15 protein-coding genes are annotated in these 14,048 nt (G+C 73.3%); 8 read left to right on the forward strand and 7 right to left on the reverse strand.

Annotated features, from left to right (window positions below; translation table 11 throughout):
* Positions 1-18: 18 nt before the first annotated feature.
* The 3 genes from ACIA79_RS19175 to ACIA79_RS19185 are packed head-to-tail and all read left to right on the forward strand — an operon-like array spanning position 19 to position 3,251.
* Positions 19-1,752: a cation acetate symporter gene (locus ACIA79_RS19175; RefSeq protein WP_399429484.1), complete on the forward strand. Its 1,734-nt coding sequence runs from the start codon at positions 19-21 to the stop codon at positions 1,750-1,752.
* Positions 1,749-2,969, forward strand: coding sequence for a sensor histidine kinase (locus ACIA79_RS19180; protein WP_399429485.1), 1,221 nt, complete (start codon positions 1,749-1,751; stop codon positions 2,967-2,969). Before ACIA79_RS19175 ends, ACIA79_RS19180 begins: the two co-directional genes overlap by 4 nt.
* 60 nt (positions 2,970-3,029) lie before the next feature.
* Positions 3,030-3,251 (forward strand): DUF6296 family protein, encoded by a 222-nt coding sequence (locus ACIA79_RS19185; protein WP_399429486.1) that lies wholly within the window; start codon positions 3,030-3,032, stop codon positions 3,249-3,251.
* Between the two features lie 39 nt (positions 3,252-3,290).
* Here the strand turns inward: ACIA79_RS19185 and ACIA79_RS19190 are convergent, their stop codons facing one another.
* Positions 3,291-3,791: a hypothetical protein gene (locus ACIA79_RS19190; RefSeq protein WP_399429487.1), complete on the reverse strand. Its 501-nt coding sequence runs from the start codon at positions 3,789-3,791 to the stop codon at positions 3,291-3,293.
* Positions 3,792-3,975: 184 nt separating this feature from the next.
* The gene (locus tag ACIA79_RS19195) at positions 3,976-4,506 is read right to left on the reverse strand and encodes a sigma-70 family RNA polymerase sigma factor (RefSeq protein WP_399429488.1); all 531 of its coding nucleotides are present in this window, start codon (positions 4,504-4,506) and stop codon (positions 3,976-3,978) included.
* Between the two features lie 263 nt (positions 4,507-4,769).
* On the opposite strand from ACIA79_RS19195, the gene ACIA79_RS19200 reads away from it, so the two are divergent.
* Complete coding sequence (locus ACIA79_RS19200) at positions 4,770-5,966, forward strand: CapA family protein (RefSeq protein WP_399429489.1); 1,197 nt, start codon at positions 4,770-4,772, stop codon at positions 5,964-5,966.
* A 6-nt stretch (positions 5,967-5,972) separates the two neighbouring features.
* Here the strand turns inward: ACIA79_RS19200 and ACIA79_RS19205 are convergent, their stop codons facing one another.
* Positions 5,973-7,427 carry an amino acid permease gene (locus ACIA79_RS19205; protein ID WP_399429491.1) on the reverse strand — a complete coding sequence of 485 codons (1,455 nt, stop codon included), beginning with the start codon at positions 7,425-7,427 and terminating at the stop codon, positions 5,973-5,975.
* A gap of 362 nt (positions 7,428-7,789) precedes the next feature.
* On the opposite strand from ACIA79_RS19205, the gene ACIA79_RS19210 reads away from it, so the two are divergent.
* Positions 7,790-8,692, forward strand: a complete 903-nt coding sequence (locus tag ACIA79_RS19210; RefSeq protein WP_399429492.1) for a polysaccharide deacetylase family protein — start codon at positions 7,790-7,792, stop codon at positions 8,690-8,692.
* Between the two features lie 53 nt (positions 8,693-8,745).
* On the opposite strand, the gene ACIA79_RS19215 is transcribed toward ACIA79_RS19210, so the two are convergent.
* Complete coding sequence (locus ACIA79_RS19215; protein ID WP_399429493.1) at positions 8,746-9,402, reverse strand: class F sortase; 657 nt, start codon at positions 9,400-9,402, stop codon at positions 8,746-8,748.
* Between the two features lie 312 nt (positions 9,403-9,714).
* Between ACIA79_RS19215 and ACIA79_RS19220 the strand changes: the two genes are divergently transcribed.
* Positions 9,715-10,203, forward strand: a complete 489-nt coding sequence (locus ACIA79_RS19220) for a hypothetical protein (RefSeq protein WP_399429494.1) — start codon at positions 9,715-9,717, stop codon at positions 10,201-10,203.
* Positions 10,204-10,367: 164 nt separating this feature from the next.
* Here the strand turns inward: ACIA79_RS19220 and ACIA79_RS19225 are convergent, their stop codons facing one another.
* The 3 genes from ACIA79_RS19225 to ACIA79_RS19235 form a co-directional block, all read right to left on the reverse strand.
* Positions 10,368-10,913, reverse strand: a complete 546-nt coding sequence (locus tag ACIA79_RS19225) for a hypothetical protein (protein WP_399429495.1) — start codon at positions 10,911-10,913, stop codon at positions 10,368-10,370.
* A gap of 156 nt (positions 10,914-11,069) precedes the next feature.
* Complete coding sequence (locus ACIA79_RS19230; protein ID WP_399429496.1) at positions 11,070-11,834, reverse strand: DUF4239 domain-containing protein; 765 nt, start codon at positions 11,832-11,834, stop codon at positions 11,070-11,072.
* 27 nt (positions 11,835-11,861) lie between these two features.
* Positions 11,862-12,068 carry a hypothetical protein gene (locus ACIA79_RS19235; protein WP_399429497.1) on the reverse strand — a complete coding sequence of 69 codons (207 nt, stop codon included), beginning with the start codon at positions 12,066-12,068 and terminating at the stop codon, positions 11,862-11,864.
* A gap of 109 nt (positions 12,069-12,177) precedes the next feature.
* Here ACIA79_RS19235 and ACIA79_RS19240 point away from each other — a divergent pair, with 109 nt between their 5' ends.
* Together ACIA79_RS19240 and ACIA79_RS19245 are read left to right on the forward strand one after the other, a co-directional pair.
* On the forward strand, positions 12,178-12,342 hold the full coding sequence (locus tag ACIA79_RS19240; RefSeq protein WP_399429498.1) for a hypothetical protein: 165 nt from the start codon (positions 12,178-12,180) through the stop codon (positions 12,340-12,342).
* Between the two features lie 310 nt (positions 12,343-12,652).
* Positions 12,653-13,663, forward strand: coding sequence for an SCO0930 family lipoprotein (locus ACIA79_RS19245; protein ID WP_399429499.1), 1,011 nt, complete (start codon positions 12,653-12,655; stop codon positions 13,661-13,663).
* Positions 13,664-14,048 lie beyond the last annotated feature (385 nt).

Here is a 14,048-nt window from a genome sequence, read left to right on the forward strand (position 1 = left end):
CGGCGTGGACGACCGCACGTGAACCAGACCTACGCGGTGACCGCCGTCACCGTCGTCGTCCTCGCCACCGTGCTCATCGGCTCCCTCGGCCTGCGCATCTCCCGCACCACCTCCGACTTCTACGTGGCCTCCCGCACCGTGCGGCCCGGCCTCAACGCCGCCGCCATCAGCGGCGAGTACCTCTCCGCCGCCTCCTTCCTCGGCATCGCCGGGCTCGTCCTGCTCCAGGGCCCCGACATGCTGTGGTACCCCGTCGGCTACACCGCCGGATACCTGGTGCTGCTGGTCCTCGTCGCCGCCCCGCTGCGCCGCTCCGGCGCGTACACGCTCCCCGACTTCGCCGAGGCCCGCCTCGAATCGCCCCGGGTGCGGCGTCTGGCCAGCCTGTTCGTCGTCGGCATCGGCTGGCTCTACCTGCTGCCGCAGCTCCAGGGGGCGGGCCTGACGCTGGAGATCCTCACCGGCGCGCCCGAATGGGTCGGCGGGCTCGTCGTCGCCGTCGTCGTCACCGGCGCGGTCGCGGCGGGCGGCATGCGCAGCATCACCTTCGTCCAGGCCTTCCAGTACTGGCTCAAGCTCACCGCACTGCTGGTGCCGGTGCTCTTCCTGGTCACCGCCTGGCTGGGCGACGGCGCCCCCCGCGCCCGGTTCGACGCCCCGGCCGTCTTCCGCGAGCACACGGCGGTACGCGTCGACGACACCGTACGCGTCGACGTCGACGCCCCGCTGACGCTCACGGTCACCGGACGCGTCGACTCCGTCCCGTACGCGGACGACACGGTCACGCTCCAGGAAGGCACGCATCGCGTCGAGGCGGGCACCACGCTGCGGTTCCCCGAGGGCGCGCGTGTACCGGAGCGCGCCGCGACCGGGACCGACCCCCTCGGGTGGTCGCAGCCGCTCGCGGGCGGCCGTGACGGCAACCAGCTGTACGCCACCTACGGGCTGATCCTCGCGACGTTTCTCGGCACGATGGGCCTGCCGCACGTCGCCGTCCGCTTCTACACCAGCCCCAACGGGCGGGCGGCCCGCCGCACCACCCTCGTGGTCCTCGGCCTGGTGGGTGCGTTCTACCTGCTCCCCCCGGTGTACGGCGCCCTCGGCCGGATCTACGCGCCCGAGCTGGCGCTGACCGGCGCCGCCGACGCCGCCGTCCTCGTCCTGCCGGACCGCGTCGTCGGCGGCCTGGCGGGGGAGCTGCTCGGAGCACTGCTCGCGGGCGGTGCGTTCGCGGCGTTCCTGTCGACGGCCTCCGGACTGACGATGTCCGTGGCCGGGGTGCTCGGCCAGGACGTGCTGCCCACGCGCGGCGTACGGCACTTCCGGCTGGCGGCCCCGCTCGCCATGGCCGTGCCGCTCGGCCTGAGCCTGGTGACGACGAAGGTCCCCGTGGCGGACGCGGTCGGCCTGGCCTTCGCGGTGTCGGCGTCGTCGTTCTGCCCGCTGCTGGTGCTGGGCATCTGGTGGCGGCGGCTCACCCCGCCCGGCGCCGTGTCCGGGCTGGTCGTCGGCGGCGGCGCGGCGCTCACCGCCGTGATGGCCACCCGCGCCGGGCTCGCCCCCGAGGGCTGGCCGCACACCCTGATGGCCTGGCCCGCCGTGTGGTCCGTGCCGCTGGGCTTCCTCACCATGGTGGCCGTCTCCCTGGCCACGCCCCGCCGCATACCCGCCGGCACCCCCGTGATCCTGGCCCGGCTCCACCTGCCCGAGGAGCTGGCCGGCCGCCCCGACCCCGAGGGGGCCGCCCCGTGAGCGGCACGCTCCTCGCCGCGCTGGCCGCCGCCGGAACCGTCCTGCTCGCCGCCGGATTCGCCGCCGGCCGGCTCACCGCCCGCCGGGCGGGCAGGGACGTCCTCGACCTCGGCACCCCCGTCGAACGCGCCACCTTCCACACCCTGCACACCGCGTCCCTCGCGGCCCCGCCCCTGCGCGCCGGGCTGACCGAGGACACCGCCCGCAGGGCCGCCCGGCGTCTGCGGCCCCTGCTCGGCACCGAGGCGCTGTGCCTGACCGACCGCACCGCCGTGCTCGCCTGGGACGGGCCCGGCGCCGGCCACCACCGCGACCACGCGATGCGGCTGGTCGCCGAGCCGCTGGACTCGGGCCGCAGCCAGAGCGTGCGCGTCGAGTGCGACGACCTCGACTGCCCGCTGCGCTGGGCCGTGATCGCCCCCCTCACCGGCGAGGACGGCGTGCTCGGCGCGCTCGTCGCGTACGGCTCGCGCGAGTCGGCCGTGCTCGTGCGGGCCGCGACCGAGGTGGCCCGCTGGGTCTCGGTCCAGCTGGAGCTGTCCGAGCTCGACCGCTCGCGCACCCGGATGGCCGAGGCGGAGATCCGCGCCCTGCGCGCCCAGATCTCGCCGCACTTCATCTACAACTCGCTCGCCGCCATCGCCTCGTTCGTCCGCACCGATCCCGGGCACGCCCGGGAACTGCTCCTGGAGTTCGCCGACTTCACCCGCTACTCCTTCCGGCGGCACGGCGAGTTCACCCCGCTCGCCGACGAGCTGCGCTCCATCGAGCAGTACCTGGCGCTGGCGGGCGCGCGGTTCGGCGACCGCCTCCAGGTCACGCTCCAGGTGGCCCCCGAGGTGCTGCCGGTGACCCTGCCGTTCCTGTGCCTCCAGCCGCTGGTCGAGAACGCGGTCAAGCACGGCCTGGAGGACTCCCGCACCACCTGCCGGGTGACCATCGCGGCCCGTGACGCGGGCGCCGAGGCGGTCGTGACCATCGAGGACGACGGCGTCGGCATGGACCCCGGCGTGCTGCGGGCCATCCTCGCGGGGGAGCGCCCGCAGGCGTCCGGCATCGGCCTGTCCAACGTGGACGAGCGGCTGCGCCAGGTGTACGGGGACGCGTACGGACTCGTCGTCGAGACGGGCGTGGGCGCGGGCATGAAGGTCACGGTGCGTGTCCCCAAGTACCACGCCGGTGTCCACCGCGACCGCCCGGCGCCCGGAAAGGAATGAATGGTCCCGTTGGGGGGACGCGGGGTGTCATGGCGCCCATCGCTCCACCGGGAGGCAGCCATGCCGATCCATGATCATTACGAGCTGGACTTCGGGCGGGAGGACACCGTGGAGGTGCACCGCACGCAGCGCACCGGCGCCGGCGGGCACCCGGTCTACGCGGACGACACGGGCATCGTGCTGGCGGAGATCAGCGACCAGGGAGAGGTGCGGATGCTCGCCAGCGGCGGGCACCAGGACCTGCCGTCCACGGTCCGGGCGCGTCCGGTTCAGCCGCACTGAACATCGGCGGCGCCCCGCGGCGTGCCGCGGCGCGCGGATTCAGTACAGGCGCAGCGCGAGGTGCCCGAGCGTGAGGCCCACCTGCCAGGCCGGCAGCCACACGCGTGCGGACTCGTCGACGGCGAGGCCGGCGGCCGGGGCGGCGGACAGGGCGCCGAGGTCGGTGGCGAGGAGCTGCGTGGACTCCAGCAGCCGCCACGTCTCACGGGCGAGCCCGAGCCCTTCGTCCTCGTCGCCGTCGCGCTCCCCCCGCGCGGCCAGCCGCTCGCGCACCCAGTCCTCCCAGGGGTGGCCGTACGCGGTGAGCGCGAGCCACTCCTCCATGACGTCCTCGCCGCCGGTGCCGGGGGACGGCTGCGCCCCTCCGCAGAGGTAGACGGTGAGCGCCAGCGTCCGCCGGCCGGCCCCGTACTCGAGGGAGCCCGGCTCCACCAGGCCGCCCGCCCGCAGTAGCTCATCGGCCACGTACTCGGCACACAACCAGGCCATCGGGACTGCCAGCCCGCCTCCGTCGGTGCCGTTGGTGCTCTCGGGCTGCAACGTTCCCACCTTCTCCCGGACGTACGTCGGTGCGCGGGCTCCTGTCGCGGCGCGCGCCTCCCGGGGACGAGCCTCCACCGTGGGAGGCGGCCGGGGCGCCGCTTTTCTCAACTCGGTGCTGTGGTTTCGCATACGTTCCGGCCCGGGCCGGTGACGCACGGGGGAGCGGATGCCGGGAGGGCCGTCAGGGGCGTACGGGGTAGCCCGGGAGGTACCGGCTCAGCGCGCGCAGCGCGTAGTGCGAGCGCGACTTCACCGTGCCGGCCGGTATGCCCAGGTCCGCCGCCGCCTCGTTGACCGTCAGGCCGTCGAAGTAGATGCGCACCAGGACCGCGCGGTGCTCGGGGCTCAGTTCCCGTACCGCCGCGCGGACGTCGAGGGCCGCCACCGCCGACTCGGTGGGGTCGGCCGGCTCGGGGAGGGCGGCGAGCATCCCGTCGCCGATCTCGGTGGGACGGGCCATCCGGGAGCGGCGCGCGTCGATCGCGAGGCGCCGGCCGACGGTGAAGAGCCACGGCCGCATCGACTCGTACGGTGCCTCGAACGCCTCGGGGTGCTGCCACGCCCGGACCAGCGTCTCCTGCATCAGGTCCTCGGCGCGCTGCTGGTCCCCGTACGTCAGTCCGAGCAGGAAGCCCAGCAGCGCCGGCCCGTGGTCGCGCTGGAGCTGCGCCAGCGTCCGCTCGTCGGTGGTGTCCGCCGTCGCCGTCGTCATCGTTCACACCCTTTCGCGCCGTGCCGCGTCACTGGGTCCGTATCCGAACGCATCAGGGCCCGCAGGGACAGGCGGCGCACCGCGATGTGCGGCGAGCGGTCGCACCGAGCGGCGAATGGTGCGGCGAGCGGTCGTCCGGCGACGGTACGTAACCCTTCAGGGGATTAGTGTGATTCTGTGATGATCAGGATTGAATGATCCTCATTTCCCGTATGGATCAGGGAGCCAGCATCCGATGCCCCCACGTCCTACGGAGCCCGGCCATGACCACCCCACGCACCCGGCACACCACGGTGGCCGCGACCGCCGTACTGCTCGCCGCCACGGCGGGCTGTGCGGGCACGCAGCCGCACGGCGCACCCGCCCAGACGGGCCGGCAGGAGGCCGTGCCCTCGTCGGCCGCCGGCGCCGCCGCGCACGGCGAGCGGCGCGGATTCACCCTGGTGGCCAGCGGCGACGTCCTGCCGCACGCCTCGATCATCCGGCAGGCACAGGCGGACGCGAACGGCCAGGGCTACGACTTCCGCCCGATGCTCTCCGGCGTCCGGCCCGTCGTCTCGGCGGCCGACGTCGCCCTCTGCCACATGGAGACCGTCTACGGCCCCGACGGCGGCCCCTTCACCGGCTACCCCAGCTTCAAGTCACCGCCGCAGGTCGCCGCCGCGCTGGCCGAGACCGGTTACGACTCCTGTTCCACCGCGTCCAACCACACCCTGGACGACGGCCTCGACGGCCTGCGCCGCACCCTCGACGCCCTCGACAAGGCGGGCGTCAGGCACGCCGGGTCCGCCCGCACCGCCGAGGAGGCCGCCCGCCCCACCCTGCTGAAGGCGGGCAGCGCCACGGTCGCGCACCTCGCCTACACCTACGGCACCAACGCCGACCCGCTGCCCGCGGAGCAGTCCTGGGCGGTCGACCTCATCGACGAGGAGACGATCGTCGCGGACGCCCGGGCGGCGCGCGAGGCCGGCGCCGACGTCGTCGTGGTGAGCATGCACTGGGGCACCGAGTGGCAGAGCGACCCCGATCAGCAGCAGCTCGACCTCGCCCGGAGCCTCACCGCCTCCGCCCGCGACGGCCGTCCCGACATCGACCTCATCGTCGGCACCCACGTCCACGCCCCGCAGGCGTACGAGAAGGTCAACGGCACGTGGGTCATCTACGGCATGGGCGACCAGATCGCCGGGGACATGATCAACAATCTGGGGGCGCGCGACCCGCGCGGCAACCAGGGCACCATCGGGCGCTTCACCTTCACGCCCCCCGCCGAGCCGGGCGGTCGCTGGGAGGTCGAGAAGGCCGAGTACCTCCCGCAGTGGTTCAACACCGCCACCGGCCGGGTCGTCAACGTCAACGCCGCCATCGACAGCGGCCAGGACCTCACCCCGGTCCGCAGCGAGATCCAGCGGGCCGTCCTCGCCCGCGGCGCGGACGAGGACGGCCTGTTGATGGGCAAGTGACGGGCGTCAGGCTCCGGCCCCCGGGCCCCGCCGCGGCACCTCCTCCGCGCCGGCCCCCGGCTTCGCCAGGTTGGACTTGCGGTACGAGTAGGCGAAGTACACCACCAGCCCCAGCAGGAGCCAGACGGCGAACCGCGCCCACGTCTGCCACTGCAGGAAGGTGATCAGCCAGATCGAGAAGACCACGCCGAGCGCGGGCACCACCGGCATCCCCGGCGTGCGGAACGTGCGGGGCAGGTCCGGCCGCTTGTAGCGCAGCACGATGACCGCCACGCACACCACGACGAACGCCAGCAGGATGCCGATGTTCGTCAGCTCGGCCGCCTCGCCGATCGGCAGGAACCCGGCGATCAGCGCCGAGGCGACACCCACGATCCACGTCACCCGGGTCGGCACGTGGCGCGTCGGGTGCGTTTTGGCGAACCACCGCGGCAGCAGCCCGTCCCGGGACATGGAGAACCACACACGGGTCACGCCCAGCATGAACGTGAACATCACCGTGAGGATGCCGATGATGGCGCCCACCGCGATGACATCCGCGAGCGCGCCCAGGCCGACCGACTTGAAGGCCGTGGAGAAACCGCTCTCCTTGTCGATCTCGGTGTAGTTCTGCATGCCCGTCAGGACCAGGCACGCCAGCACGTACAGCACCATCGAGATCGCCAGCGAGTAGAGGATCGCCTTCGGCATGTGCCGCTGCGCGTCCTTGGACTCCTCCGCCGCCGTCGACATCGCGTCGTACCCGAACACCGCGAAGAACACCGTCGCCGCACCCGTGAACGCCCCGCCCACGCCGTACGGGAAGAAGGGGCTGTAGTTCGCCGAGGTGATGTGGAAGAAGCCGACCACGATCACCAGCAGCACGACGAGCACCTTCAGCACCACGACCACCGTCTCGAAACGGGCCGCGTTCTTGATGCCGAGCGTGAGCAGATAGGCGATCAGCAGGCACAGCAGGGCGGCGAACAGGTCCACCCGGTGGCCTTCGCCCGTGCCCGGCGCGCCCAGCATCCAGGCGGGCAGCTCCGCCCCCACCTCTCCGAGCAGGAAGTTGAAGTACCCCGAGATGCCGATCGCGACCACCGCCACGATCGCGGTGTACTCCAGCAGCAGGTCCCAGCCGATGAACCAGCCGGCGAGCTCGCCGAGGACCGCGTAGCCGTACGTGTACGCCGATCCCGCCTTCGGGATGAGCCCGGCGAACTCGGCGTAGCTGAACGCGGCGGCCGCGCTCGCCACGCCGGCGACGAGGAACGACACCAGCACCGCCGGACCGGCCGTGCCGTTGGCGACCGTACCGGCCAGGGTGAAGATCCCCGCGCCGATGATGCCGCCCACCCCGATCGCCGTGAGCTGCCACAGCCCCAGCGTCCGGGTGAGCTGCTCCTGAGCGCCGCCCTCCTCGATCAGTGCGATGGGTTTGCGGCGCAGAATTCCCTGCCCCGCGCGGATCCTGGCCATGAGCGTCACCTCTTTGCGGACGGCATCGGCTGACGGCCGATCATGATGGCGCAGCGGACGGTCCGGCGGAAGGCGCCACACACGACCCGCCGGACCGGTGACCCGAGAAGTGGCCCGGGTGCGGCCGCCTGCCACGTCCTCCCACGTCCCGCCCTGCCCGTCGCCGTGTTCGGGTCCGCCGCCTCCCGGCAGCCGCCCCTGGCGGCGCAGGCCGCCCGCTGCCCTTCCCGCTGGTCCGCCGCCACCGAACGGACCCGGCACACGGCGACACGCCGGGGCGGGCTCCTCCCATCGAGTGCATTCGCCCGGCCCGGCCGGTGTGGGACGGCGATCGGGAGCATCCGCCATGCGAGTTATTAATCATGAAAAACGATGAGCTGCCCACGGGGCGGCGGATGGTGCTCCGCATCGCCGCCGTGCTCGGGGCCACCACCACGGTCGGACTCTTCGCCTCCGACCGCTTCGCCCCCGACCGGACCCCCACCCCGTCCGGGCCGACCACCGCCCGCCCGGCCCGCCCCACCCCCGCCGGCGGCCCCGGACGGGCGGCCACCGCCCCGCCCGCGGCCGCCGGACCGCAGGCGGCGGCGCGCCTGGCGCCGTCCTCGTACCGCCTCCAGCCGATGACCGCGGAGAGTCCGCCCCGCTACCGCCGCGCCCTGCCACCGGTGCGGCAGCGGCCCCTCCTGCGGGTGTCCGGCATCGGCCGCACGATGGTGCTCTCCTTCGATGACGGGCCCGACCCCCGCTACACCCCCGCCATTCTGCGGACCCTGCGGGCGCACGGAGTGCGGGCGATGTTCTTCGTCTGCGGCGGGATGGCCGCGTCCCGCCCCGACCTGCTGCGCGAGATGACCGCCGACGGCCACGTCGTCGGCAACCACTCGTGGTCGCACCCCAACGTCACGAAGCTCGCCCCCTCCGGCATCCGTGACGAGCTCGGCAGGACGAGCGACCTGATCGAGCGCAGCACCGGCGCCCCGCCCCTGTGGTACCGGGCCCCCTACGGAGCCTGGAACCGGCACTCCTTCGAGATCGGCGCCGAGCTCGGCATGGAGCCGCTCGCCTGGACCGTGGACACCCTCGACTGGACGGAACCGGGCACCTCGGCCATCGTGCGCCGCGTCATGGACGGGGCCGCGCCCGGCGTCGTGGTGCTCTCCCACGACGCGGGCGGCAACCGCTCGCAGAGCGTGGCGGCGCTGAAGGACTATCTGCCCCGGCTGCTCGACGCCGGGTACCACCTCACGGTGCCGCGCCGGTGAGCGCGGCGCCCGCGCGCGGCCCGCGCGCGGGCGCCGCGTGCGGCGGCGGACGCTCAGCGGGTCTGCACCATCCGCGCGAAGACGACCACGTTGCCGTCGTACCCGCCGGCCTTGGAGTAGCCGCCGCCGCAGGTGATCACGCGCAGCTCCGCGTGGCCGGTGTCGCCGTAGACGCGCACACCGGGGAAGTCGTGCTTGGAGAAGACCTCGATGCCATAGACCTCGAACAGCGCCACCCGGCCGTCGTAGCGCGTCACCTCCACCAACTGGCCCCGCTTGACCGAACCGAGCTTGTAGAAGACGGCCGGCCCCGACTGGTTGTCGACGTGGCCGACGACGACGGCCGTACCGCGCTGGCCCGGCGAGATGCCGTTCTGGTACCAGCCCGCCAGGTTGGGATCCTGGGGCGGCGGCGCGTCGATCCAGCCCTCCTTGTCCAGGCCCACGTCCATGATCGGGGCGTCGACGCCGATCGCCTCGATCCGGATGCGCGACGCGGGCGCGTATGCCAGTGTCTGCAACGAGGCCGGCGGGGTGGGGGCCATGGCGACGCCGCGCTCCGAGGGCGTCGCGAGGGCCGCCGGCTGCGGCGGCCCGAGCTGGTCGTCCAGACCGTTGCGCAACATCGCGGCACCGGTGAGCAGGACGAGGGCCAGTGCGCCCCACGGCGAGCGTCTCCTCCACTCGAAGCCGCTGTGCTCCAGACCCATGGTTCTCCCTTCGAGGCGTGTGTACGCACGCTAAGGGCGGCGCACGGGACGGGCGATCAGTGGAGGGCGAACGGGTGGCCGGGGCGCCGGACGGGTGATGACCCATCCGAGTACTCGTCCCGGACCGTCTGACGGTCTGTGACCTGCGGCTCCGTCAGCTGCGGGACCGCGTCACCGCGTGTCGCCTCACCGGGGTGGACCAACAGTCGAAATGCGGTGATCACACCGGCTTGTGAAGGTTCGTGGTGGAAGGCGTACTCGTCGAATTTCCCGGAGCGCCGCTTTGGGGCGTCTTCCACTGGAGGTTCAACCATGCGTGCTTCACGCGCTCTCGCGGTGGCCGCCACCGCGTTCGCGGCCGTCGGGGTCTGCGCTCCGACCGCCGCCGCCACCGGCAGTGGCGGCGGCAACGGTCCCACCAATGTCACCGTCCGTCCCACGCAGGTGCACCAGGGCGGACAGCTCGCGGTGAGCGCCTCGGGGTGCGACCGCGGCGGCAGCGTCACGTCCAACGCCTTCCCTCCCACCGCACTCACCCTGAACCGCGCCGGCCAGTCCGCCGCGACCCCCCGCATCTACGACCACGCCACGCCCGGTCAGTACAACCTGGCCGTCCGGTGCAACGACAGCTCCCTGGTCGTCACCCGCACCTTCACCGTGATCGCCGGCCGCGGCGCACAGGGCGGCCTCGGCGGCTCCATGGCCCCGAGCTCCACCGAGATGGCCATCGGCGCCGCGCTCGTCGGCACGGCGGCCGTCGGCGGCGGGCTGTTCATCAACCGGCGCCGCCGCCTGAGCTGAGGTCCGACCGGCCGAACCTCCCGGTCCGGCCGAATACGCCCGTCGCCCCGAGTCCTTCGTCGAGGACTCGGGGCGACGGGCTTGGGTGGGGCGGTTCCGGTTGTCCTGTGCGGTGGTTCTCCGGCTTCCCGCGGGTACGCGGGCGTACCCGCGGGAGGCGCGTGTCAGTGGCGGCGGGTCTGGGACCGGCGGCGCACCACGTAGATGACGCCGGTGGCCGCCACGACCACCAGACCCGTGCCCAGGGCGAGCTGGCCGGTGTTCCAGCCGTTGACGCTGCCGCCGAGGCCGCCGCGCACACCCTGGGTGGGCGCGATCGCGGTCCTGGTGGCGGTGGCCGTCCTGGTCACGGTCGGCACGGCGGTGGACCTGCTCGTCGGGGTGGACGTGGCCAGGGCGATGGTGAGGTCCGCGGAGCCGGGGCTGCCGCCCGCGCAGGTGAAGTTCACCGTGTAGACCGCACCCCGCTTGGCGTCCCAGTCCACCGTCGCGGTCGCCGCGCCGCCGGCCGGGATGGTCACGGTGTCGAAGACGCCCGACGACGCCATGGCCGTGCCCGGGCAGCCGGGGGCGGAGAGCACCACCTTGCCGCCCGGCTGGACGGTCCTCGGGCTGATGACGAAGTCGCCCTGCTGCGCGGCGGCGGGGGTGGTGAGGGCGAGAGCGGCCGCTCCGAGGAGAGCGGCGGAGGCGGCACGTATCGCGCGCATGGTCGTTCCTCCGGGTCCCGAGGAGCAGCTGCGGAACGGATTTCCACAAAGGGACTGATATGCACCTCGATGCCCGAAACGCTAGGAGCGCCGTACCACACCCGCGATCCCAGACGGGCGAATGGGGCACCGGAGTCCCCCGAACGGGGGACACCCTCAGCTCCGCAGGTGTGGGAAGAGCGTGAGGAACGCATCGGGCGTCGCGGACACCCCCCGCCCGAACGGCGCGTCGAACGCCCAGATGAGGAACAGCAGGAACGCGATCAGCGCGCTGAAGAGGCCGGCCAGCAGCAACTCGCGGAAGGTGCGGCGGATCTGCAGCATGAAGACCATGCCCACGGTCACCAGCGCCCCGGTGATCAGGCCGAACCACACCACTCCGGGCATCGTGGCACCCGCGCTCTCGGCGCGCGCGGTGCGGGCGTCGTCGACGATCGCCACGTGGTCCACCAGCGGTTGGTACGCCTCCCCCTCGTGCCCGTCGGCGGGCCGGTAGTCGGTGACGTCCCGGCGCAGCCGGTCCAGCAGCTCGGTGCCCTCCTCGGTCAGCTCGCCGCGGTCGGCCATGTGGTCCCATTCGGTGTCCACGACGTACGACACGTACGCCGCCACGTCGTCGCGGATGCGGTCGCGCACGGCGTCGGGCCAGACCGCGACGCGCCGGTCCACCTCGTGCAGCGCCTGCGCCTCCTGGCGGACGGTCTCCTGGGCGGCGCCGCGGCCCTCCCACACACCGGCGATCGCCAGTCCCAGGACGATCGCGTACACCACGCCGATCATCATCGTCATGTACTCGATCACATCGGGCGTCTCGTTCGGATCGTCGTCGTCGGGCACGCGCCGGTTGTTGATGACGACGATGGTGAGGACGACGGCGCACGCGGCGGCCATCGCGATGGACAGAACAAGCCATTCCGACAAGGCGGTTCCTCCGTCGGTGAGAGCGGATCAGCGGGACGAGCGGGGGCGCAGTGCGGCGGCGGCGAGCACCGCGGGAGCCGTGACCAGGAGCATCACGGACACCGGCGAAGGGCCGCCGTCCGGTTCGGGGCGCTCCACACGCCGGTAGCGGGGCAGCGGCACGGGAGGCGGGGGCGGCTTCGGGAGCGCCGAGGGCGGGGGCGGGGGCGGGGGCTCGGGCGTCGGCGTGGGCACGGATCTGGGCGTCGGCGCGGGTACGGGTCTCGGCGCGGGCGGCGGGGGAGGAGGCGGAGCCGGGCGCGGAGGCGGTGCCGGCACAGCCTGCGGGGGAGGAGGTTCGGGCGTGGGCGTGGGCGTGGGCGTCGGTTCCGGTTCCGGTGGTGGCGGCGGAGGCGGCGGCGTGGGCGTCGGTGTCGGTGTCGGAGCGGGGGTCGGGCTCGGCGAGCACGAGGAGCCTCCGGCGATCGACACCGCCGAACCGGGCCCCGACGGACCGACGGTGGCGTAGGCGCAGGCGTCGGCGGCCGCGGGCGGCGCCACCAGCAGGCAGGTGAGGACGGCGGCGGGCATCAGCCGCAGTGCGATCTTTCCGTACACGGCCACGAGCATGATCACACCTGGGGCGCCGCACCCGGTGAATCGAGCACCGTTCCCCTGAAGGAGCGGTTCTGCGTGACCTCCCGCCCGCGCGCCGGGAAAGGGGAGGACGGCAGAAAATTCCGGAGCGCGTTGAACACCCGGCACCTCCCCGCCCGTACCTAGGGCCATGAACGGCGCACACGGGCGCCGCAACCGGCTGAGACGCAACGGGAGATGACATGAAGACCTGGCGGAACGCCTCGCTCGCGGTGACAGCGGCGGCCGTGCTGGCGCTGACGACGGCGTGCGGTCAGGAGAAGGGTACGCAGAACACCAACGGGCAGTCCGTCGGTGCCGCGGCACCGGCCGGAGCACCCGCCGAGAACGCCGGCGGCTACGGCTCGGGCTACGGCTCCGGCGGCGCCGCGCAGCAGGGAGGCGCCGCGGCCGGGCCGGCCGGCCAGCTCGCCGTGTGGGACAGCAAGGAACTCGGCAAGGTGCTCACCGACAGCGAGGGCTTCACCCTCTACCGCTTCGACAAGGACTCGGCGAGCCCGCCGAAGTCCAATTGCGAGGGGGAGTGCGCCAAGACATGGCCGGTGGTGTCCGCCGACGGGGCCAAGCCGCCGGCCGGCGTGGACGCCTCCCTCATGGGCGAGGTGACCCGCGCCGACGGCACCAAGCAACTCACCCTCGACGGCTGGCCGCTGTACCGGTACGCCAAGGACACCAAGCCCGGTGAGGCCAAGGGCCAGGGCGTGGGCGGCACCTGGTACGCCGCGTCCCCGGACGGCAAGAAGGCCGCCGCGGGCAGCGGTTCCGAGGACGCGGAGGAAGAGACGGGCGCCGAGGAGGAGGCGGGCGCGGCCGAGGAGGAGGGCGGCACCCCGGCCGACCTGGCCGGCCTGTCGGTCCGCAAGGACCCGGAGCTCGGCGAGGTCGTCGTCGACAAGAACGGCATGACGGTCTACCGGTTCCAGAAGGACTCCGCCTGGCCGATGAAGACGGCGTGCACGGGCGACTGCCTCAAGAAGTGGCCGGTGGTCGCGCCCGTCGACAAGAACGACACCGAGGGCATCAAGCTCAAGGGCTTCGTGACCTTCGACCGGCCCGACGGCATCCAGCAGCAGACGATCGACTGCTGGCCCCTGTACACCTTCGCCGGCGACAAGAAGCCCGGTGACACCAACGGCCAGGGCGTCGGCGGCACGTGGTTCGCCGTCTCGCCCGAGGGCAAGGTCGTCAAGTAGCCCCGGCCGCACCGGCCGAGCGGCCCCGGGACCCATGCGGGACCCCGGGGCCGCACCCCCGCCCCACCGGAGCCCGCGGGAGACCCGGCCCAGCCCCGCGACACGGGCCGGAAGTGGCGGAAAGCGTTCGTACAACAGCACCGCGAAACCCCCGCAGCCGCCGGAGCGCCAGCAGAGTCCCCACGCGCCTCCGGCCCGGGTGGCCGGTCTCCCACCGGCCGGACACCCGCCCCGGCCCGCCGGCCCACGCCCCCCGCGTGACCGGCGGGCCGGTCGCACGTGCCAACGGCGTGTGACCAAGAACGGACCGCTATTTTCCGGTTCCTCTCGCTCTCCTGGCGGACGATCAGTAGCCTCGGCTCGAACACCGGCCATGAACATGGCC

It is taken from the genome of Streptomyces sp. NPDC051310 (genome assembly GCF_044455245.1).
Lineage (GTDB): Bacteria > Actinomycetota > Actinomycetes > Streptomycetales > Streptomycetaceae > Streptomyces.

Coding starts and splice junctions, on each gene's coding strand:
- ACIA79_RS19245 (WP_399429499.1), top strand. CDS start 12,653: ATGAAGACCTGGCGGAACGCCTCGCTCGCGGTGACAGCGGCGGCCGTG.
- ACIA79_RS19215 (WP_399429493.1), bottom strand. CDS start 9,402: ATGGGTCTGGAGCACAGCGGCTTCGAGTGGAGGAGACGCTCGCCGTGG.
- ACIA79_RS19225 (WP_399429495.1), bottom strand. CDS start 10,913: ATGCGCGCGATACGTGCCGCCTCCGCCGCTCTCCTCGGAGCGGCCGCT.
- ACIA79_RS19220 (WP_399429494.1), top strand. CDS start 9,715: ATGCGTGCTTCACGCGCTCTCGCGGTGGCCGCCACCGCGTTCGCGGCC.
- ACIA79_RS19195 (WP_399429488.1), bottom strand. CDS start 4,506: ATGACGACGGCGACGGCGGACACCACCGACGAGCGGACGCTGGCGCAG.
- ACIA79_RS19185 (WP_399429486.1), top strand. CDS start 3,030: ATGCCGATCCATGATCATTACGAGCTGGACTTCGGGCGGGAGGACACC.
- ACIA79_RS19210 (WP_399429492.1), top strand. CDS start 7,790: ATGAAAAACGATGAGCTGCCCACGGGGCGGCGGATGGTGCTCCGCATC.
- ACIA79_RS19200 (WP_399429489.1), top strand. CDS start 4,770: ATGACCACCCCACGCACCCGGCACACCACGGTGGCCGCGACCGCCGTA.
- ACIA79_RS19205 (WP_399429491.1), bottom strand. CDS start 7,427: ATGGCCAGGATCCGCGCGGGGCAGGGAATTCTGCGCCGCAAACCCATC.